This window comes from Dactylosporangium sp. NPDC051087, assembly GCF_055586325.1.
Map to the genome: position 1 here is coordinate 39,806 of NZ_JBVJIJ010000042.1, position 20,477 is coordinate 60,282.

General features: G+C 73.9%; 19 protein-coding genes. 12 read left to right on the forward strand and 7 right to left on the reverse strand.

All coding sequences use genetic code 11. The annotated features are described in order from the left end of the window. Window positions 1-5 precede the first annotated feature (5 nt). Window positions 6-875, reverse strand: coding sequence for an aldo/keto reductase (locus tag ACZ6TV_RS49015; protein ID WP_465307462.1), 870 nt, complete (start codon window positions 873-875; stop codon window positions 6-8). Between the two features lie 135 nt (window positions 876-1,010). Here ACZ6TV_RS49015 and ACZ6TV_RS49020 point away from each other — a divergent pair, with 135 nt between their 5' ends. Next, window positions 1,011-1,214, forward strand: a complete 204-nt coding sequence (locus tag ACZ6TV_RS49020) for a hypothetical protein (protein ID WP_465307464.1) — start codon at window positions 1,011-1,013, stop codon at window positions 1,212-1,214. On the opposite strand, the gene ACZ6TV_RS49025 is transcribed toward ACZ6TV_RS49020, so the two are convergent. Together ACZ6TV_RS49025 and ACZ6TV_RS49030 are read right to left on the reverse strand one after the other, a co-directional pair. Then, window positions 1,193-3,004: a diguanylate cyclase domain-containing protein gene (locus ACZ6TV_RS49025; protein WP_465307466.1), complete on the reverse strand. Its 1,812-nt coding sequence runs from the start codon at window positions 3,002-3,004 to the stop codon at window positions 1,193-1,195. The genes ACZ6TV_RS49020 and ACZ6TV_RS49025 overlap by 22 nt on opposite strands. After that, window positions 3,001-5,352 (reverse strand): putative bifunctional diguanylate cyclase/phosphodiesterase, encoded by a 2,352-nt coding sequence (locus ACZ6TV_RS49030; protein ID WP_465307468.1) that lies wholly within the window; start codon window positions 5,350-5,352, stop codon window positions 3,001-3,003. Before ACZ6TV_RS49030 ends, ACZ6TV_RS49025 begins: the two co-directional genes overlap by 4 nt. 108 nt (window positions 5,353-5,460) lie before the next feature. Between ACZ6TV_RS49030 and ACZ6TV_RS49035 the strand changes: the two genes are divergently transcribed. The 9 genes from ACZ6TV_RS49035 to ACZ6TV_RS49075 all read left to right on the forward strand — a co-directional run bounded on the left by ACZ6TV_RS49035 (window position 5,461) and on the right by ACZ6TV_RS49075 (window position 13,800). Continuing rightward, the gene (locus ACZ6TV_RS49035) at window positions 5,461-6,342 is read left to right on the forward strand and encodes a serine/threonine-protein kinase (RefSeq protein WP_465307470.1); all 882 of its coding nucleotides are present in this window, start codon (window positions 5,461-5,463) and stop codon (window positions 6,340-6,342) included. Window positions 6,343-6,447: 105 nt separating this feature from the next. After that, the gene (locus ACZ6TV_RS49040; protein WP_465307472.1) at window positions 6,448-7,203 is read left to right on the forward strand and encodes an SDR family NAD(P)-dependent oxidoreductase; all 756 of its coding nucleotides are present in this window, start codon (window positions 6,448-6,450) and stop codon (window positions 7,201-7,203) included. After that, a complete protein-coding gene (locus ACZ6TV_RS49045; protein ID WP_465307474.1) occupies window positions 7,200-8,126 on the forward strand; it encodes an aldo/keto reductase in 927 nt (308 codons plus the stop codon). Before ACZ6TV_RS49040 ends, ACZ6TV_RS49045 begins: the two co-directional genes overlap by 4 nt. A 17-nt stretch (window positions 8,127-8,143) precedes the next feature. Beyond that, window positions 8,144-8,977, forward strand: a complete 834-nt coding sequence (locus tag ACZ6TV_RS49050; protein ID WP_465307476.1) for an amidohydrolase family protein — start codon at window positions 8,144-8,146, stop codon at window positions 8,975-8,977. A 25-nt stretch (window positions 8,978-9,002) separates the two neighbouring features. Next, a complete protein-coding gene (locus tag ACZ6TV_RS49055; RefSeq protein WP_465307478.1) occupies window positions 9,003-9,674 on the forward strand; it encodes a FadR/GntR family transcriptional regulator in 672 nt (223 codons plus the stop codon). Window positions 9,675-9,719: 45 nt separating this feature from the next. Beyond that, window positions 9,720-11,339 (forward strand): methyl-accepting chemotaxis protein, encoded by a 1,620-nt coding sequence (locus ACZ6TV_RS49060; RefSeq protein ID WP_465307480.1) that lies wholly within the window; start codon window positions 9,720-9,722, stop codon window positions 11,337-11,339. A gap of 8 nt (window positions 11,340-11,347) precedes the next feature. Beyond that, on the forward strand, window positions 11,348-12,397 hold the full coding sequence (locus ACZ6TV_RS49065; RefSeq protein WP_465307482.1) for a sugar ABC transporter substrate-binding protein: 1,050 nt from the start codon (window positions 11,348-11,350) through the stop codon (window positions 12,395-12,397). A 46-nt stretch (window positions 12,398-12,443) separates the two neighbouring features. Then, the gene (locus ACZ6TV_RS49070) at window positions 12,444-13,241 is read left to right on the forward strand and encodes an alpha/beta fold hydrolase (RefSeq protein ID WP_465307484.1); all 798 of its coding nucleotides are present in this window, start codon (window positions 12,444-12,446) and stop codon (window positions 13,239-13,241) included. Continuing rightward, window positions 13,234-13,800 carry a TetR-like C-terminal domain-containing protein gene (locus ACZ6TV_RS49075; protein WP_465307486.1) on the forward strand — a complete coding sequence of 189 codons (567 nt, stop codon included), beginning with the start codon at window positions 13,234-13,236 and terminating at the stop codon, window positions 13,798-13,800. Before ACZ6TV_RS49070 ends, ACZ6TV_RS49075 begins: the two co-directional genes overlap by 8 nt. 157 nt (window positions 13,801-13,957) lie before the next feature. Here ACZ6TV_RS49075 and ACZ6TV_RS49080 read toward each other — a convergent pair whose 3' ends face one another. Beyond that, window positions 13,958-14,752 (reverse strand): hypothetical protein, encoded by a 795-nt coding sequence (locus ACZ6TV_RS49080; protein ID WP_465307488.1) that lies wholly within the window; start codon window positions 14,750-14,752, stop codon window positions 13,958-13,960. Between the two features lie 136 nt (window positions 14,753-14,888). Between ACZ6TV_RS49080 and ACZ6TV_RS49085 the strand changes: the two genes are divergently transcribed. Beyond that, a complete protein-coding gene (locus tag ACZ6TV_RS49085; RefSeq protein WP_465307490.1) occupies window positions 14,889-15,329 on the forward strand; it encodes a cupin domain-containing protein in 441 nt (146 codons plus the stop codon). Between the two features lie 77 nt (window positions 15,330-15,406). On the opposite strand, the gene ACZ6TV_RS49090 is transcribed toward ACZ6TV_RS49085, so the two are convergent. After that, window positions 15,407-17,359: a galactose-binding domain-containing protein gene (locus tag ACZ6TV_RS49090; protein WP_465307492.1), complete on the reverse strand. Its 1,953-nt coding sequence runs from the start codon at window positions 17,357-17,359 to the stop codon at window positions 15,407-15,409. Between the two features lie 435 nt (window positions 17,360-17,794). Here ACZ6TV_RS49090 and ACZ6TV_RS49095 point away from each other — a divergent pair, with 435 nt between their 5' ends. Then, window positions 17,795-19,303 carry an FAD-dependent oxidoreductase gene (locus tag ACZ6TV_RS49095; protein ID WP_465307494.1) on the forward strand — a complete coding sequence of 503 codons (1,509 nt, stop codon included), beginning with the start codon at window positions 17,795-17,797 and terminating at the stop codon, window positions 19,301-19,303. A gap of 27 nt (window positions 19,304-19,330) precedes the next feature. Here ACZ6TV_RS49095 and ACZ6TV_RS49100 read toward each other — a convergent pair whose 3' ends face one another. Together ACZ6TV_RS49100 and ACZ6TV_RS49105 are read right to left on the reverse strand one after the other, a co-directional pair. Continuing rightward, window positions 19,331-19,798, reverse strand: a complete 468-nt coding sequence (locus tag ACZ6TV_RS49100; protein WP_465307496.1) for a DUF1877 family protein — start codon at window positions 19,796-19,798, stop codon at window positions 19,331-19,333. Continuing rightward, a complete protein-coding gene (locus ACZ6TV_RS49105; protein ID WP_465307498.1) occupies window positions 19,795-20,454 on the reverse strand; it encodes a tetratricopeptide repeat protein in 660 nt (219 codons plus the stop codon). The genes ACZ6TV_RS49100 and ACZ6TV_RS49105 overlap by 4 nt, the downstream gene beginning before the upstream one ends. Between the last annotated feature and the right edge of the window lie 23 nt (window positions 20,455-20,477).

The following is a 20,477-nucleotide window of genomic DNA, read 5'->3' on the forward strand; positions in this document are numbered from 1 at the left end:
ACCGGTCAGGCGGCGGCCGTCGCGGCGGTGATCGTGGCGACCTCGGCAGGGGTCAGCGCGATCGTCGCCGCGGCCACGTTGGACTCCAGGTGGTCGACGGACCCGGTGCCCGGGATCGGCAGCATCGCCGGCGACCGGGCGAGCAGCCACGCGAGCACCAGCTGCCGGGTGCCGATGCCGTAGCGCGCGGCGATCTCCTCGACGGCGACCACCCCGTCGAGGTTCTGGATCGGCGCCCACGGCAGGAAGACGATGCTCTCCTGCTCGCACAGGTCGACGATGGACTCCGAGCCGCGGTCGCCGACGTTGTACCGGTTCTGGATCGACACGACCGGCGTGAGCCGCTGGGCGGCCCGCAGCTGCTCCTCGGTGACGTTGGACAGGCCGATGTGGCGGATCTTGCCGGCGTCCTTGAGCTCCACGAGCGCGCCGATCGACTCCTCCAGGGGCACGTCCGGGTCGGGGCGGTGGAACTGGTACAGCGGGATCTGCTCCAACCGGAGCCTGCGCAGGCTGCCGTCCAGGGCGCGACGCAGGTGCGCCGGGTCGCCGTTGGACGTCCACACGCCGGGGCCGGGCCGCTCCAGGCCGCCCTTGGTGGCGATGACGAGGTCGTCGGAGTAGGGATGCAGCGCCTCGGCGATCAGCTCCTCGCTGACGTCGGGCCCGTAGGAGTCGGCGGTGTCGATGAACGTGACGCCGAGCTCGACGGCGCGGCGCAGGACGGCGACGGCGTCGGCGCGGCTGGGCGGGTCGCCCCAGATGCCCTCGCCGGTGATGCGCATGGCGCCGAAGCCGAGCCGGTTGACGGTCAGGTCACCGCCGACGTCGATGGTGCCGGCCGCCCCGGCGTGCGCGCTGATCTGCTCTGACATGCGGATGCTTCTCCTCGTCGGACGAGTGTCGCGGGCAACCGTCCAAACGTAGCGCTGTGGCGAAGTACCGCTGGATTAGCCGCGAGGGGTATGGGTAAGGTGACCCTCCTCACGCCAACCGTTGGGAGTGATCCGATGAACGCACAGGACCCGACCGGGGTGGACCCCGACAGCCCGGAGGGCCGGGCCCGGGCGGCCGCGCGGCGCGAGTATGAGCAGGCGCAGAGCCGCGCCGTGCACGAGCAGCGCGGCGGGCGCATCGACGACGGTGCCGTCGACTCCACCGGTCAGCTGGTCCGCGAGCCGCGCCGCGCGACTCAGCTCGACGAGGACATCTGACGCTCGCGTTTCACCGCGTACATGCGGGCGTCGGCGCGCCGTAGCAGCGTCTCGGCGGCCTTCGGGTCCCCGTCGACGACGCCGACGCTCGCCCGCACCCGCAGCGCGTGACCGTCGACGAGGACCGGCATGTCCAGCAGGTCCAGGAACGCGCGGGCGACGGCGCCGGCGGTCGCCGCGTCGGATCCCGGCAGCAGCACCGCGAACTCGTCGCCGCCGATGCGGGCCGCCGTCCCCGCGGCGGGCACGCTGGCGGCGAGCCGCTCCGCGACCCCCACGAGCACCGCGTCACCGGCGTGGTGCCCGTGGGTGTCGTTGATCATCTTGAAGTCGTCGAGGTCGACGAGGAGCACCGCCGCGACCGCGGCACCGGCGGTGTGGCCGGACCGGTGCCGGGCCGCCGCGGCCAGCCGCGCGTCGAACAGCGCCCGGTTCGCCAGCCCCGTCAGGCCGTCGTGGGTCGCCTGGTGCCGCAGCTCGTCCTGCAGCAGCCGGGCCTGGGTCGCGTCGCGGGCGTTGCTGACGTAGCCGCCGACGCTCGGCAGGTGCAGCAGGTTGCGGCTGACGACGTCCAGCCACCGCCAGGAGCCGTCGGCGTGCGCGTAGCGGACCTGATAGCTCACCGACGCGTTGGGGGTGGCCCGCAGCGTGTCCATCGCCGCCGCGAACGCCGGCAGGTCCTCGGGGTGCACGTGCGAGACGACGGTCGTGCCGAGCACCGCGGCCGGTGACTTGCCCAGCAGCCGCTCCGTCGCCGGGGTCACGTAGGTCAGCGCGCCGGCCGCGTCGACGATCGAGGTGATGTCGGTGGAGTGGGCCAGCAGCGACCGGACCCGTTCCTGCTGCGCGCCGAGCTCGGCGAGCAGCGCCGCGTTCTCCCGGAACGCGAGCAGCTGCCGGGCCACGACGAGCGCGGTCGTCGCGGCGAGCCCGCCGAGCAGCAGCCACACGCCGGGGCCGAGCCCGTCGTGCACGACGATCGGCAGCGCGGCGAAGAGCCCGACGAGGGTGGTGTACGGCAGCAGGCTGTGGGGCCGCCGGGCGCGGTGCGCGGTCCGGTGCGGGTCGAGCCGCACCGAGTGCTCCTGCAGCCGCGGCCCGATCGCGAGCAGCGTCGCCGGCAGGATCTGCGCGGCGAGCAGCAGCTGCAGGTGCCGGCCGTCGGCGGTGACGAGCGAGCCGGTGACGCCCTGGATGGCGGCGGCCGCGATCATCGGCGCGGCCGCGGTCACCGACAGCGGCGCGTTGCCGCTGAGCACGAGCTTCACGGCGGCGAACGCGGCGAACGCGACGATGACCGCGCCGAGCAGCATCGCCGGCGGTGACCCGCCGGAGTGCGGCAGGAGCAGCAGCCAGATGAGCACCCCTGCGCCGATCAGCACGGACCCGGCGTCCAGCCAGAACCGCACGCTCGTCAGCGGCGCCGGGTGGGACAGCATGACCCAGATCAGCCAGCACGCCCCGGCGAGGACCGCGACCGCCTGGAACGGGTTCGGCACGGCCGCCGCCGGCCCGGGGTGCTGCCACGCGACCGCGACCTGGCTGAGGTCGCCGACGACGAAGAACACGGCGGACTGCGCGGCCCGCCGCCAGAACCGGCGCGCGTCCTGCGCCAGCTCCGGCATGGCCGCGACCCGCCGCGCGAAGACCCAGATGAGCAGGTCGTTGAGCGGCAGCACGGACCAGAACAGCCGCACCCCGCCGGCGCCGGTGAGCAGGAGGCCGACGACGACCGTGGAGGCGGCGACCAGCGCGATGAGCGCCGTGTCCCGCCGCAGCCGCCCGATCACGGGGTCAGCACGGGGTTGAGGTGCAGGAACGCGGCGTCGACCTGCGCGACCGGGCCGGGCTTGGCGAAGTGGTACCCCTGCGCGAGCCGGCAGCCGAGGTCGTGCAGCAGCCGCGCCTGCTCCGGCGTCTCGATGCCCTCGGCGATCGCGGGCAGCTGCCGGCTCGTCCCGAGCTGCAGCACCGCCCGGGTGAACGCGTGGTCGTCGCCGGTGACGTCGGCGTCCACCGGCACGAACGACCGGTCGATCTTCAGGATGTCGACGGGCAGCTGGGTCAGGTACGACAGCGACGAGTACCCGGTGCCGAAGTCGTCGATCGCGACCCGGATCCCGTGCTCACGCAGCCCGTCGAGCGCGGCGAGCAGCGGCGCCGCGTCGTCGGCGACCCCGACGAACACCGACTCGGTGATCTCCAGGACGAGGGCGGACGCGGGCAGCCCGGTCCGGGCCAGGGTGCGCAGCACCTGGTCGGCGAAGCCCGGCTCGGCGAGCTGCCGCACCGACACGTTCACCGTCAGCGACGTGCCGTGCCGGTCGTGCCAGGTCTTCGCGTCGCGGCACGCCTGCTCCAGCACCCACGCGCCGATCGGCACGATCATGCCGGTCTCCTCGGCGACGGGGATGAAGTCCAGCGGCGGCACCGGCCCGGTCGGCGGCGTCCAGCGCAGCAGCGCCTCGACGGCGACGATCCGCGCCGACGGCAGCTCCACGACGGGCTGGTAGTGCACCGCCAGCTCGCCGCGTTCCACGGCGTGCCGCAGCCCGGCGCTGACGCGGGTGAACGTCTCGCGGGCCGTGCGCAGCTCCGGCCGGTAGACGCTGACCCGGTCCCGGCCGGACCGCTTCGCCGCCCGCAGCGCCAGCTCGGCGTCGGCGACGGCGTCGCGGGGTGCCGCCTTGGCCGTCAGGTGCACCAGGCCGAGGCTCGCCGTCAGGTGCACCGTCCGCGTGCCGCCCTCCGCCGGCGACGTCAGGGCAACCGTGAGGGGCGCCTTCAGCTCGGTGCGCAGGTGCTCGGCGAGGTGCGCGGCCCGCAGGTCGTCGACGTCCTCCACGAACAGCGCGAACTCGTCCCCGCCGAGCCGGGCGAGGGTGTCGGCGGGCGCGGCCAGGTCCCGCAGCCGGGCGGTGAGCGCGACGAGGACGTCGTTGCCGAAGCCGTGCCCGTGCGCGTCGTTGACGTCGGTGAAGCGGTCCAGGTCGAGCAGGATCAGCGCGTGCCGGCCCTGCTCGGCCCGGGTCAGCGCCCACTCCATGCGCTGGGTGAGCAGCGCCCGGTTGGCCAGGCCGGTCGTCGGGTCGTGCAGCGCGCCGTGCCGCAGCTGGTGCTCCAGGGCCTCCCGCTCGGCCAGGGCGTCGGTGAGCTCCCGGCCGCGGCGTTCGAGCTCACCGGCGTGCAGGTCGAGCTCGTCGGAGCGGCGCTGCGCGACCCGGGCCAGGCCGCCGAGGCGCAGCACGAGCAGCAGCGACAGGGTGGCCGAGACCAGCGCCGGCACGAAGAGGTGGTCGTTGTCGCTGGTACCCCGCTGCACGACGAACGCCAGCGGCCCGACGAGGACGGCGCCGGCGAACATGACGACCCGCGGGCGGGACGCCACCTCGCTGTCCGCGTGCCGCTGCTCCCCGGCGTCCCCGGGCCGGGTCCGCTGCAGCCCGGCGAGCCCGAGCGCCAGGTACGACAGCAGCCACAGCGCGTTGTCCAGCAGGGCGACGGACCGGGTGGCGCCGGTCGCCGCGTGGGCGAAGAAGATGAAGTTGCCGGCCAGCAGCAGCCCCACGCCGAGCAGGACGAGCCGGTTCGCCGGGTTGCGCATGGCGTCGGCGAACAGCACCCGCACGCCGGCCGCGAACAGCACCAGGTCGCACACCGGGTACAGCAGGGCCAGGGCCGTCGCGCCGCCGGACCGGGCCGGGTCGGCGTGGTGCAGGTAGGGGTGCACCAGCATCAGCCAGTGGATGAGCGCCAGCCCGGCGGCGATGATCGACGCGTCCAGCAGGGCCGTGCGGGTCCGTCCGCCGGCGGCCCGGACCAGGCCGGCGAGCAGCAGCCCGTACGAGAGCAGGTAGCCGGCGTCGTTCCAGGACGGGAACGGGACCGCCCCGGCGTGCCGCAGGTCCTCGGCGATCCACACGACGTCGGCGGCGAGCCGCACCGCGAACCCGAGCGCGATCAGCCGCCACGCCGCCGCGACCCGCCCGCGGTCCCGCCACACCCGCGCGAGCAGCGGCGACGCGCAGACGATCGCGGTCAGCAGCCAGATCACGTGGTGGAGCCGGCCCTCGGTCATCGACGAGGCCGCGATCCCGGCCGTTCCGGCGGTGAGCAGCACCCATCTCGTTGTGTGCACGCGCGCCTCCTGTCGGTGATCCCATTCGAGTCCACCCGCGGGGGGTTGCGTCCGGGTTGCCCGCCGGGTTGCCGTGTGGTTCGCCGGTGATCCGGGAAAGGGACAGGTATGCGGTGTCTGAGTGGGAGGTACCGCCTCGGCCCGAAACTGGGCCAGGGCGGCATGGCGAGTGTCTGGCGTGCGCACGACGACGTCCTGGACCGGGACGTCGCGGTCAAGCTCCTCACCCCCGAGCACGCCGCCGACCCCGAGGCGTTCCTCCGCGCCCGCAACGAGGCCCGCTCCGGCGCCCGCTTCGCCCACCCCAACGTGGTGGCCGTCTACGACTTCGGCACGTCCCGCCGCGGCGGCCGGGGCACCGCGTACCTGGTCATGGAGCTCGTCGAGGGCCCGCTGCTCGTCGAGGCGATGCGCGACGGGCCGCTGGACTGGCAGGTCGCCGGGCGGATCTGCGCGGAGGTCGGCGCCGGGCTCGCCGCCGCGCACGGCCACGGCATCGTCCACCGCGACGTGAAACCGGCCAACGTCGTGCTCACCGCCACCGGCGCGAAGATCCTCGACTTCGGCGTCGCCGCCCGCATCGGCCACCCGTCGGAACGGATCCTGTTCGGCACCCCCGCCTACCTCGCCCCGGAACGGCTCGAAGGCGCCCCGGCGAGCCCCGCCACCGACGTGTACGCCATCGGGGTGCTGCTCTACCAGTGCCTGACCGGCCGCATCCCGTGGCCGGTGGACACCGACGAGCAGGTCCTGCACGCCCACCGCTTCACCCCGCCGTCCGACCTGCCGCCGATCGCCGGGTTGCCGCCGGAGATCGCCGAGCTGTGCGCCGCCAGCCTGTCGAAGGTCCCCGAGTGCCGGCCGACGGCGATCGCCCTGGCGCTGATCCTCGCCGCCGCCGTCGACGTGTCCGTCCACGTCCCGCCGGTGCTGACCCACCGGCCCGTCCCGGACGCCGCCGTCCTCGACGCGCCCACGCTCGCCGTCTAGGCATGCCCGGGAGCGCTGTCATCGGATGAATCGTGGACCTCGGACGCTTGTGTTTCGTGCCTGCGGACTGGTAGACATCAAACCTCCGATGTATCTGGGGGTCTTGTGCGAGGAGAATTTGACGGGCTCGCCGCCGTCGTCACCGGCGGCGCCTCCGGGATCGGGCTGGCCACTGCCCTGCACCTGGCCGGGCGCGGCGCCAAGGTCGCGTGTCTCGACCTGCGCCCCGACGGGCTGCCCGAGCCGCTGATCGGGATCGCCGCCGACGTGGCCGACGACGCGACCGTGCGGGCCGGCGTCGCGGCCGCCGCCGAGCGCCTCGGCGGGATCGACATCCTGGTCAACAACGCCGGCATCGGTGCCATCGGCACCGTCGAGACCAACAGCGACGAGGAGTGGCACCGGGTCCTCGACGTCAACGTGGTCGGGCTCGTGCGCGTCAGCCGCGCCGCGCTGCCGCACCTGCGCCGCTCCGCGCACCCCGCGATCGTCAACACCTGCTCCATCGCCGCGCACGCCGGGCTGCCCGACCGCGCGCTGTACAGCGCCAGCAAGGGCGCCGTCCAGGCGCTGACCGCCGCGATGGCCGCCGACCACGTCCGCGAGGGCATCCGGGTCTGCTGCGTCAACCCCGGCACCGCCGACACGCCGTGGGTGCGCCGGCTCCTCGCCCAGGCCGCCGACCCCGACGCGGAGCTCGCCGCGCTCAAGGCCCGGCAGCCGACCGGCCGCCTGGTCAGCGCCGAGGAGGTCGCGCACGCCATCGCCTATCTCGCCAGCCCCCTCGCCGGCGCGACCACCGGCACCGTGCTGTCCGTCGACGGCGGCATGCACGGGCTGCGGGTCAGGCCGCCGAGATGAGGCTCGGGCTGGGCTGCGCGCAGCTGGGCAACCTCTATCACGAGATCGGCGACGACCGGGCCCGCGCGACCGTCGACGCCGCCTGGGACGCCGGGGTCCGCGCCTTCGACACCGCGCCGCACTACGGTCTCGGGCTGTCCGAGCGGCGGCTGGGCGAAGCGCTGCGGGGGCGGCCGCGCGAGCGGTACACCGTCAGCACCAAGGTCGGCAGGCTCCTCGTCGGCGACCCGTCCTACGCCGGCGGCATGGACACCGAGGGCTTCGTCGTCCCCGCCACCCACCGGCGGGTGTGGGACTTCAGCCGCGACGGCATCCGCCGGTCCCTGGAGGCGAGCCTCGCCCGGCTCGGGCTCGACCGGGTCGACGTGGCACTGCTGCACGACCCCGAGCAGCACCCCGAGGTGGCGCTGCGCACCGGCTTCCCCGCCCTCGCGGAGCTGCGCGACGAAGGCGTCGTCGGCGCGATCGGCGCCGGGTCGAAGGACGCCGCCGTCCTGACCCGCCTCGTCACCGAGTGCAGCCCCGACGTCGTCATGGTCGCCGGCCGCTACACGCTGCTGGAGCAGCCGGCCCGCGAGACGCTGCTGCCGGCGTGCGCGGCGGCGGGCGTCGGCGTGCTCAACGCCGGCGTGTTCAACAGCGGCCTGCTGGCGCTGCCCGACCCGCGCGCCGACCTGCCGTACGAGTACGGCGCGGCGCCCGCCGCCCTGGTCGCGAGGGCCCGCGAGATCGCGGCCGTCTGCGACCGGCACGGCACGACCCTGCCGGCGGCGGCGCTCGCGTTCGCCGCCGCCGACCCGGCCGTGACCGCCGTCGTCGTCGGCGCGGACTCCCCGGAGCAGATCCGCCGCAACGCCGAGCTCGCCGCGACGCCGCCGCCGGAGTCGCTGTGGCCGGCGCTGCGGGAGGCCGGGCTGCTGTGACCGTGCACGCCGGGATCGTGGACGCTCATCACCATCTGTGGGACGTCGGCGGTGGGTACACCTGGCTCGACGACCCCGCCCTCGCGCCGATCCGCCGCACGTTCGCCCCCGCGGACCTGCGCCCCGAGCTCGCCGCGGCGGGCGTCGCGCGCACCGTCCTCGTCGAAGGCGGTCGCTGCGCCGTCTCGGAGGCTCCGGTACTGCTGCGGCATGCCCTGGACACGCCGCAGATCGCCGGGGTGGTCGCGTGGGCCGACCCGGCGGACCCGCCCCTGGAGCACTACCGGGGCCTGCCGGGCGCCGGGTATCTCGTCGGGCTCCGGGCGCAGGTCCAGGCCGAGCCCGCCGGATACCTCGACGCCGCGGAGGTCCGGGCCGGGCTGCGGGCGATCGGCGCCGCCGGGCTCGCCTTCGACCTGGTGGTCCGGCCCGACCAGCTCCGCGAGTGCGCCCGGCTCGCCGCCGACCTGCCGGAGGTCCGGTTCGTCCTCGACCACCTGGGCAAACCCCCGGTGCGCTCGGGCGGGCTGCGGCCGTGGCGCGACGACCTCGAGCTCCTCGCGCGCTGCCCGAACGTGACGGCGAAGCTGTCCGGATTGGTCACCGAGGCCGACTGGGCCTCCTGGACCGGGTCGGACCTGCGACCCTACGTGCGGGCGGCGCTCGACCTGTTCGGTCCCGATCGGCTCATGTTCGGCTCGGACTGGCCCGTCTGCCTGCTCGCCGCGTCGTACCGGCGGGTCCTGGACACCGTCGTCGAACTGCTGCAGGACACGGAGCGCGCGGCCGTCCTCGGCGGCACCGCGGCGGCCGTCTACCAACTGGACACCGCCGGGACCGGCGTAGAGTAGCCCCCGATGAATACATGAGGCACCCATGGCACTGACCGACGAGGCAATCGACAAGATCAAGGGCATGATCACCTCCGGTGAGCTCGGCCCCGGCGACCGGCTGCCGAAGGAGGCGGATCTCGCCGAACGGCTCGGCCTGTCCCGCAACTCGCTCCGCGAGGCGGTCAAGGCGCTGTCCATGATCCGGGTCCTCGACGTCCGCCAGGGCGACGGCACCTACGTCACCAGCCTCGCCCCGGACCTGCTCCTGGACGCGCTGAGCTTCGTCGTCGACTTCCACCGCGACGACACCGTCCTGCAGTTCCTCGAGGTCCGCCGCATCCTCGAGCCGTCCGCGACGGCCCTGGCGACCGAGCGGATGACGCCCGCGGACATCGCGAAGCTCCAGGCCGTCCTCGACGAGCTCGGCGACGACCCCACGATCGAGGCGCTCGTCGCCAACGACCTCGAGTTCCACCGGCAGATCGCGGCGGGCTCCGGCAACGCCGTGCTGTGCTCCCTCATCGACGGGCTGTCCGGGCCGACGACCCGGGCGCGGATCTGGCGCGGCCTCACCCAGGAGGGCGCCGCCGAGCGCACCCGCGAGCAGCACCAGGCGATCGTCGACGCGATCACCGCCCGCCAGCCCGACCTCGCCCGCTCCTGGGCGACGATCCACGTGGCCGGCGTCGAGGAATGGCTGCGCCGGGCGCTGTGACGTAAATCGCTCAGATCGGACGTCCTCCCGCCGATCGGCGGGACCGTGGAGCGCGCAGAGACGCGGCGGCCGCGCCGGCAGTGGCTGGCCGACCAGCCCGTCGCCCGGAAACTGCTGGTGCTGGTGCTGGTCTGCTGCGCCGTCGGGGCCGTGGTCCTCGGCGTCGGGGTCACCAGCCTCGGCCGGGTCAACGCGAAGGCCGCCGACCTCTACAACGGCAACCTCGTCCCGTCCTCGCACCTCGCCGCGATGCACCAGGCGGCGATGACGGTCCAGAACGGTGTCGCCAACTTCGCCCTGTCCAACGGGCCGGTCGCCAGCAAGGCGTTCCAGGACGGCATCGCCGCCGCCGACGCCACCGTCGACGCCGAGCTCGCGGCGTACCGCGCCACGGTCACGACCACCGGGCAACGGCAGCTCCTGGCCCGCTTCGAGATCTGGTGGGGCGCGTTCCGCAACATCCGCGAGCACCGGCTGCTGCCGCTCGTCGCCGCCGGTGACATCGCCGGCTTCCAGGCCGCGTACCTCGGCGACGGCGCCACCGTCACCGGCAACGCCGTGCGGGCGCTCACCGACCTGCTCGCCTACGAACAGGCCAGCGGCCGGTCCGCCGCCGGCGCCGCGTCGGACGCCTACGGGCGGGCCAGGATCGCGATGATCGTCGCGCTGCTCGCCGGGCTCGCCGCGGCACTGCTGCTCAGCCGGTACCTGACCGGGCTCATCGTCCGCCCGATCCGGCGGGTCCACGGCGTGCTGACCGCCGTCGCCGACGGTGACCTGACCGTCGGCGCCGACATCCGGCAGCGCGACGAGGTCGGCGACATGGCCCGCGCCCTGAACGCGGCGACCGCCAGCACCCGCGAGGCCGTGCGCAGCCTCGGCGACAACTCCGCGACCCTGTCGGCGGCCGCGGAGGAGCTCGCCGCGATCAGCCGGCAGATCGACACCAGCGCGTCCGCCGCCAACTCCCGCGCGGAGCTCGTCGCCCGCGCCGCCGGCGAGGTCAGCGAGCACGTCGCCGCCGTCGCCAACGGCGCGATGGAGATGGGCGGCGCGATCGAGGAGATCTCCCGCAGCACCGCGCACGCCGCCACCGTCACCGCCACCGCCGTGTCGATCGCCGCTGCCACCAACGAGACCATCGGCAAGCTCGGCTCGTCCTCCGCCGAGATCGGCGAGGTCATCAAGGTCATCACCTCGATCGCCGGGCAGACGAACCTCCTCGCGCTCAACGCCACCATCGAGGCCGCGCGGGCCGGCGACTTCGGCAAGGGCTTCGCCGTCGTCGCCCAGGAGGTCAAGGACCTGGCCCGGGAGACGGCCCGCGCCACCGACGACATCGGCCGGCGCGTCCAGGCGATCCAGCTCGACACCGAGGACGCGGTCGGCGCGATCGGGCAGATCGGCGAGGTCATCGCGCAGATGAGCGAGTATCAGCACTCGATCGCGGCCGCCGTCGAGGAGCAGGCGGTCACCGCCCGGACGATGGGCCACAGCGTCGACGAGGCCGCCGGCGGGTCCGTGGACATCGCCACCAACATCGCCGGCGTCGCCGACGCCACCAGGTCCACCACCGACGGCGTCACCAGCACCGGCGAGGCCGTCGACCAGCTGGCCCGGATGGCCTCCGACATGCGCGGCCTCGTGTCCCGCTTCACGTATTGAGGTGTGTCGTGCGCCTACTGCTTCTCGTGGCGTTGTCGCTGCTCGCCGGCTGCACGCAGGCGCTGGAGACCGGCGACGCCGGGCCGTCCGCCCGGGTGGCGCTGCTGCTGCCGGAGCGCAAGGCCAGCCGCTACGAGGCCGGCGACCAGCCGTACTTCGCGCAGAAGCTCGCTGAGCTGTGCCCCCGGTGCGAGGTCGACTACCGCAACGCCGAACAGGACGCCGCGAAGCAGTCGGAGCAGGCGCGGAACGCGCTGGCGCAGGGCGCGAAGGTGCTGGTCCTCACCCCGGTCGACAGCGTCGCCGCCGGTGAGATCGCCGAGCTCGCCCGCGGCAAGGGCGTGCCGGTCATCTCCTACGACCGCCTCGTGCTCAAGACGCCGGTCGACTACTACATCTCCTTCGACAACGCGAAGGTCGGCTCGTTGCAGGCCACGGCGCTGCTGCAGGCCCTCGGCGGCAAGGCCGCCGCCGGCGAGATCCTGTGGATCAACGGCTCGCCCACCGACAACAACGCCACCCTGTTCAAGCAGGGCGCGCACGCGGGCCTGGACGGCAAGGTCCGGGTCGCGGCCGAGTCCGACACCGCGGAGTGGAACCCGGACAACGCGAAGGCGTGGACCGCGCGGATCCTGCCGACGCTGCGCGGACGCACGATCGTCGGCGTGTACGCCGCGAACGACGGCACCGCCGGGGGCGCGATCGCCGCGATGAAGGCGGCGGGCCTGCCGCAGGTGCCGGTCACCGGGCAGGACGCGGAGACCGCGGCGCTGCAGCGGATCCTCGTCGGCGACCAGTACATGACGGTCTACAAGGCGATCCGCACCGAGGCGGAGACGGCGGCCGTCCTCGCCGACGACCTGGTGCGCGGCAGGCGGCCGGCCGCGCCGGCGACGGTCGACAACGGCGCCGGGCGGATCCCGTCGATCCTGCTCGACCCGGTGACCGTCACGAAGGACACGATCGCGTCGACCGTGGTGAAGGACGGCTTCGTCACGCCGACCGCGCTGTGCGCCGGCGCCTACGCGGACGCGTGCAGGGCGGCGGGGATCGTCTGACGCCGCGGGCTTGCGCACGTTGGCTAATGGCATTAGCTTTATGGCTATGGAACTTAGCCACGAGGGCGGCCGCATCGCGTACGACGACAGCGGCACCGCCGGACCCCTGCTGCTGTGCCTGCCCGGGATGGGCGTGACCCGCCAGACGTACGACCTGATCAGGCCGCTGCTGGTCGACGCCGGCTACCGGGTCGTCACCATGGACCTGCGCGGCGCGGGGGAGACCGACGCCGTCTGGGGCGACTACAGCCCCTCGGCGATCGGCCGGGACGCGGTCGCGCTCGTGCGGCACCTCGACGCCGGCCCGGCGGTGCTGCTCACCAACTCCTACACCGGCGCGACCGCCGTCTGGGCCGCCGCCTCGGCGCCCGAGCTGTTCAGCGCGATCGTGCTCTGCGCCCCGTTCGCCCGCGTCATGCCCGCGCCGAACGCGTTCATGCGCCTGGCGATCCGGGCGGTCGGCCGCTTCCGTCCACTGTGGATGATGTACTGGGCGAGCCTGTACAAGACGCGCAAGCCCGCGAACCACGCCGAGGAGCGGGCCGCGCTGTCCGCGAACCTCGCCGAACCGGGCCGGATGGCGGCGCTGCGTTCGATGTTCGCCGCCGACGTGGCGGACTGCGAGGCCCGCATGGGCGAGGTCCGCACGCCCGCCCTCGTCGTCATGGGCACCCGCGACCCCGACTTCCCGGACCCCGCCGCCGAGGCCTCCCTCGTCGCGTCCCGGATCGGCGGCACCGTCTCGATGATCGACGGCGCCGGTCACTACCCGCACTCGGAGTTCCCGGCGGAGACCGCGGCCGCCGTGGTCACCTTCCTGCACCGGCACGTCGCCCGTGCCTAGGGCCGGGCTCAGCCGCGACGCGGTCGCCGGCGCCGCCCTGGCCCTCGTGGACGCCGAGGGCCCGGCGGCGCTGACCCTCGCCGCGGTGGCGGCGCGCACCGGGGTGGCCACGCCGTCGCTGTACAAGCACGTCGGCAGCCTCACCGACCTGCGCAACCTGCTCGCGGTGCGGCTCTTCGACGAGTTCACCGCCGCCACGACCGCCGCCGTGCTCGGCCTCGGCGGCACCGCCGCGCTCGAGGCGCTCATGCGCGCCTACCACGACTACGCCGTCGCGCACCCGCACCGCTATGCGCTGCTGCCGCAGGCCCCCGACCCCGACCCGGCGGTCAGCGCCGCCGCGGCCAGGCTCGTCGAGGTGCACTACGCCGTGCTGCGCGGCTGCGGCCTGGCCGGCGACGACCTCGTCCACGCGACCCGCATCGCCCGCGCCGCGATGCACGGATTCGCCGTCCTGCACACGTCCGGCGGCTTCGGGCTCCCGCAGGACGTCGGCGCCACCCTCGACCGGCTCGTCGCGACCGTCGTGCACGGCATCGTCACCACGGCCCCGCGCTGACGACGGGTGGTCGCTCGGCGGTCCCTCAGCGGTCCCTCAGCGGACCCTCAGCGGACCCTCAGCGGGTCGCTCCGGGTCCCTCGGCGAGTCGATCGGCGGTCCCTCGGCGGTCGGTCGGCGGGTCGGTCGGCGGGTCGGTCGGCGGGTCGCTCGGCGGTCACTCGTGGGGGAGGAGGAAGCGGTGGTTGACCTGGAAGCGGTTGCCGTCGGGGGTGGCGAAGACCGGCCAGCGGGTCGGGTCGGGGCGCGGGACCGCGCGCAGGAGGGCGCGGGCCTGCCGGCCGTGCAGGTCGAGCTGGGCGACGAACTCGTCCCGGCCCAGGCGCGGCAGCGGCACCTCGGCGGGCCACGGCTGGACGACCGTGGGCCGGGTGGGCGGCTGCGTCGCCGGGACCTGCGACGGGTCGAGCTTGACCGCGACGAGCCGGACCGCGTCCGGGCGGAACGACGAGCCGTGCTCCAGCGTGCGGTCCCGGAGCTGGGCGAGGTGGTCCAGCAGCGAGTACGACGCCTGCGGGTACGCCCGGTCCGAGCGGGTCTCCTCGAGGCCCTCGTACTGCGCCCGGAAGCGGCGGCCGTTGGCGCGCACGGTGAAGACGGTCGACGGCACGTCCGCGATCATCGGAGCGCCGGCGCGGCGCCGGGCGTTGGCCGGGTCGCGCAGGACCGCGGTGGCGTGGTTGCGCAGCGAGCGCAGGGTGCCCTGGCCGATCTTCAGCCGGTGCGTGGCGTCGGCGATGAGGGTGCCGTCGTCGTAGGCGGCGAGGCGCGGGGCGCGCAGCGCGTTCCAGCCGGCGGGCACGAACCCGCCGGTCAGTTCCCAGGTGAGCAGCGGCTGCGGGCGCCGGCCCGCCTCGGTGTCGTCCGGCGCGGCCACCGCGATCGCGGCGCCGCCGACGGCGGCCGTGATGCCGACCGCGCCCGCGCCCAGCAGCAGACTCCTGCGGTTCATGCTTGCGTCGCTCCCGTCCGGCCGCGCGTCGTGCCCGGCCACTGGTGACCTTAACGACAAAACGGACTAAAAGACTCCAAACGGTTCAGGCGACAATGGACGCAGGTCGAGGACCGCGGGCAGGGGAGCAGCACACATGACCGATCACTGGCACGCGCCGCTGCGGCACATCAAGGGCAGGCAGCTCAGCGGCGACACCCGGCAGACCACCGGCATGACCCGCCTGGAGGCGGTGTCCGGCAGGACCGTCGGCTCGGAGAAGGTCTGGATGGGCCAGACGCACGTCGCCCCGGCGACGAACTCCGGCGACCACCACCACGGCGAGGCGGAGACCGCCATCTACGTCGTGTCCGGCCACCCGGTCTTCGTGTTCGCCGAGGACGGCCGGGAGGTCCGGATCGAGACCGAGCCCGGCGACTACGTCTTCGTGCCGCCGTTCGTCCCGCACCGCGAGGAGAACCCCGGCGCCGAGGAGGCCGTCGTCGTCATCGCCCGCAGCAGCCAGGAGGGCATCGTCGTCAACCTCCCCAGCCTGTTCGGCACCGGGACGGACGGCGGCGGGCCGACGGGGGCGTGAAGTCGGGCGGGTGAGGACCGGCGTCCGGTCGTCACCCGCCCGGCCCTGACCGTCGGCGTCGGTCAGGGTGCTCGTGGTCAGCCCGTGTAGACGCGGAACTCCGAGATCTGGCCGGCGGGCCAGCCGGTGTTGGCGGTGAAGTTCAGCCGCAGGTAGCGCACGGACGTGGTGGTGGGCAGGGTGATCGTCACCGTGTTGGCGGCGTTCTGGTCGAAGGTGTAGCTGCGCGAGGCGACGATCGTCGCGCCGGACGAGCCGTCGGTGACCGACAGCGTCTGGTTGCGGGTGCCCCAGTGCGACGGCAGGGTCAGCACGACCCGGCGGGCGGCGGTGGCGGCGCCGAGGTCGACCTGCAGCCACTGCGGCCACGCGTTGTTGGCGCTCTCCCAGTAGGTGCCGGTGTTGCCGTCCACGGCGTTGCCGCTGCCGTACACCTGGGTCTGGCTGCTCTGCGAGGTCGGCTTGCCCTGGGCGAGGTTGGTGTTGGTGTTCGGCGGCGCCGAGGTGGTGACGGTGACGGCGTTGGAGGCGCCCGACGTGTTGCCGGCCGCGTCGTAGGCGGCGACCGTGAAGGTGTACGCCGTGGACGCCGCCAGACCGGTCACCGTGAAGGCGAGGGTACTGGTCGTGCCGACCGCCACCGTGCCGGAGCCGCTGGTGCGGGACACCCGGTAGCCGGCGACGCCGACGTTGTCGGTGGAGGCGTTCCAGGCGAGCGCGACCGTGGTGTCGGTGCTGCCGGTGACCCGCAGGTTGCCGGGGACGCTCGGGGCGGTCTGGTCCGGGCCGGTCGGGAACGGCACCGTGAAGCGGGTCGCGGTCAGCGCGATCTGGCCCTTGAGCATCCGGCCGCCGTCGGCGGTCAGCCGCAGGTAGTAGTCGGCGGAGCAGGGGGTGCCGTCCTCGTCGAGGGCGCGCATCCCGGAGTTGGTGGGCTGCCACGCCGCGCTCTCCGCGGTCTTCGCGATCTGGTTGCCCTCGTTGAACTCGTCGAACATCGAGATGTAGACGCTCGGCACGCCGGCGCGGGTGTGGTTGTAGAACTGGCGCCACATCAGCTCGCCGTGGCGGCGGTGGCCGGCGGCGAGGTCGCCCGGGATGACGCACGGCTGGTAGTCGATGCCGCGCGCGTTGAGGTCGACGAGGTCCGGCAGGACCCGGTTCTGGTAGAACCAGTCGGCGCCGGCGTTGTCGCTGATCCGGCCGACCATCCACGGCGAGATCATGTGGAAGGCGTGGTACACGTCGAGGTAGCCGACGCGGGAGTCGCCCTCGCCGAGCCGCCAGTGGGTCGGGACGCCGCCGATCACGTAGCAGCCCTGGTTCTTGAACCAGTTGATGACGTCGAGGCACTGCGCCGGGGTGAACGGGCGGCCGTCGTCGTTGAAGCCGAAGCCCCAGATGCACACGACCGGCTTGCCGTTCTGCTTCGCGTAGGCGGGGGAGGAGGTGTACGCCGACATCTTCGTGGTCCAGTCGGTCTTGATCTCCGACTGCATGTTCAGCCACCAGGTGACGTCGTACATGATGTAGAACTTGCGGCCGGTCGCCTCGGCGGCGGTGCGGACCTTCGCGGCCATCCCGTCGCGGGTCGGTCCTTCGCCACCGAACGGGTTGAAGCGCTGCAGCGCGGCGACGTCGCAGCCGTTCTGCTGCATCCAGCGGAAGTGCGTGTCGACGGTCTGCTGGTCGTAGGAGCTGAACAGGTTCGCCGGCTGGCCGTTGCCGAGGTTGGCGAAGTTGGTGCGGAAGCCCCGGGAGAAGTCGCGCATGTCGGGCCAGCAGGTGATCGAGCAGGCGCCCGGCGCGGGGGCCTGGGACCAGTTGGGGCTGTAGTGCCACCAGGCGTTGATCGGCGAGCCGTCGCCGGGCGCGGCGAACCAGCCCTGGTAGCCGACGGTGACCTTGCCGACGACGTCACCGGGCGGGCTGGCCGCCTCGGCGGCGGTCGTGGCCGCCGCGACGGGCAGGGCGGTGGCGGCCGTCCCGGCGAGCGCGGTGGTGATGACGGAGCGGCGGGAAACTCCCATGTGGACTCCTCGGGTGTGCCCGTCGGGCGTCCTGCGGTCCCGCGCGGGCACGCCTGCTGAGCCGGCCCGATGGCGGTCGGGCGCGGCGGGCGGTGCGGCGGGACGACTGGGCGCTGGCGACGGGGCGGGCGGGGGCATGGCGTTGGCGGGGCAGCGGGCAGGCGGGCCCGCGGACCGGCACAGAGCAGCCCACGCTGTGTCACGGCGCGGTTGGCGGTGCTGGCATCTCATGTCGGCTTCTGCGCTGGAATCCTGCCAGGAGGCAGCATCTCAGCGCAATACTTCGATGCGAACGTCGCAAGTTTCCGACGAGCCGCGCTGCTCCCGCGGCACCCCGTGTTTCACGGTGATGAATTCCCAGCTCAGAGGTTGATCGAGAAGCTTCTTCGCTTGTTGGGTAAGATCCTCGATGGGTTTCGGACATGGGGAGAGCCGGTGGCAGCGACAGCAGCGCAGCGTTTCGCGGAGATCAACACGCCCCACCCGCCGACGGACACGAAGGTCCTGATGCGGCGCGCGGTGGTGCTCGGCGGCAGCATGGCCGGCCTCATGGCGGCCAGGGTCCTGAGCGACCACGCCGACGAGGTGATCATCGTCGAGCGCGACGACACCGACGTCGACGGCGGCCCGCGCCCCGGGGTGCCGCAGGGCAGCCAGGTCCACGCGCTGCTGCCCGCCGGCCAGGTCCAGCTCGACCGCTGGTGGCCCGACTTCACCGAGCGCGCCGTCGCCGCCGGGGCGCCCGACGAGGGCCGCACCGACGCCAAGATCTTCATCAACGACGAGCTGCGGGTGACCACCGAGCCGCCGCCCGCGAAGCCGATCCTCATCACGACCCGGCCGTTCCTGGAGGCCCAGGTGCGCCGCCGGGTCCTGGAGAACCCGAAGGTCCGGATGGTGTACGGGCGGGCCGAGGGCCTGCTGTTCGCCGACGGTCCCGGTGGCGGGGTCGTCGGGGCCCGGTACGTCCCGGCGGGCGCCGCCGGTGCCGCACCCGCAGCCGGCGACGCGGTGGCCGGCGCTGCCGGTACACCTGCCGCCGCCGCGAACGCGTCGGCGGGCGCCGCCGGTGAGGCCGTGGAACTGGCCGCGGACCTGGTCGTCGACGCGATGGGGCGGTCCAGCAAGCTCAACGACTGGCTGGAGGAGCGCGGCTGGCCGAGGGCGCCGATGCAGCGCATGCCGATCAAGCTCAACTACGCCTCCGCCCTGTTCCAGCGGGACCCGGAGGTCAGCGACTGCTGGATCGCGATCTCCCAGACCACCCCGGCGAAGGACCGCGTCGCGCGCATCGGCGGCATCAACTCCGTCGAGGGCGACCGCTGGATCATGCTGGTCGCCGGGTATGACGACGACCGGCCCAGCCGCGACGTCGACGACTTCGCGAAGCGGTGCCGGGAGTACTTCCCGCGGATGTTCGGCGACATCGCCGAGCGCGGCACGATGATCGGCAACGTCATCACCTACCACCAGGCCGACAGCCGCCGCCGCGACTTCGACCAGCTCGACCGGCTCCCCACGGGCATCGTCGCGGCCGGCGACGCGGTCGCCTCGTTCAACCCCGTGTACGGCCAGGGCATGACGTCCGCGACGCTGCACGCCTCGTGCCTGTCCGAGTGGCTGCGCACGGAGCCCGACGTCGCCACCGAGCCGGCCCGCGGCTACTTCGAGCGGGTCAGGATCGTCGTCGACGCCGCCTGGCAGGTGTCGACGTTCGCCGACCTCGGGCTGCCGCACATCACCAGCGGCCAGCCCCGCGGCTACAAGGTCATCAAGTGGGCGAGCGAGGTCATCCTCAAGGCGTCCATGACCGACAACGTCACCAGCGCCCGGCTGAACCGGGTGACCACGATGCTGGACCACCCGAACGCCCTCGCCAGTCCCGGCCTGCTGCTGCGGGCGCTGCGGCTGAAGTGGTTCGGCGGGGCCCGCGCCCGGGCCTGACGTCCGCGACGCCGTCGCGGACCGGGGTCAGCTCATCCAGATGAGGACGCTGTCACCCTCGGCCGCGGCGGCGTGGAAGAACGCCGCGAGGGTCTCGTAGGACGCCCGCAGGTAGTCCAGGGACTCCGGGTCGTGCCAGATCGTCGGGTACACGTCGTCGGCGATCAGCGCCGCCGGCTCGTAGTGCGCGGCGAGGGAGCCGAACGGGGTCGCGTCGAGGAAGGCGGCGGCGGTCGCGACCTCGTCCGGGGTCAGCACCCGCGGCGAGTCGTAGCCCCACTGCTCGTCGGTGATCGGCAGGCCGCCGCTGATCACGTCGACGGGCGCGTCGACCTGCGCGAGCAGGAACTCCAGGCCGCCCCACGCCTTGTCGATGTCGATGTTGGGCCGGTCGGTGATCTGGTCGTTGGCCGCGAAGTGGTCGGTCCGCAGCAGGTCGCGCAGCTCGGCCAGGTCGCCGGCGCGCAGCCGCGCGTACTGCGTGATCATGCTCATGAGGCGCGATCGTAGTCGAGCGTCCGGCGTGCCTCACCGACCTGGCGTGCGACGGCCGCGGCGCCGTGCTCCTCCGCGAGCCGCTCGGCCCGCTCCAGCAGCGCCGGTACCTCGTCGCGCCGGCCCGCTGCGGCGGCGACGTGGGCGAGACCGACCAGGTTCGCGGCGACGCCCGCATGATGGCCGAGCTCCTCCCGGAGCCCCGTCGACTCGGCCAGCAGGTCCCGCGCCTCGTCGATCCGCCCCGCGTGGTGCGCGCAGATGCCGAGGTGACGCAGCACGTACGACAACGTGAGCGGGTCGCCCGCGGCCTTCGCCAGGGCCCTCGCCCGTTGCAGCGCGGGCGCCGCCGCGTCGTCGTCCTGGCGGACCACCTGGTGGAAGCACCCGATCCAGAACAGCGCCTCACCCTCGCCGCGGGCGTCGCCGAGCTGCTGGAACAGCTGGGCGGCCCGGGAGAACAGCGGCAGCTCCGCGGGGTCCTCGACCCGGTCGCGCAGGAACCTGGCGTGCACCACCCGGCCCCGGGCGAGGGCCAGGCCGGCCTCGACCGCGTCGAGCTCACGGTCGGCGCCGAGCAGCGCGTCGTGGTCGTCGCCGAAGACGCTCCGCTCGGTCAGCTCCCGGGCCCTCGCCAGGTGGTGCTCCGCGCTCATCGGGCAAGCATAGGACCCGATGG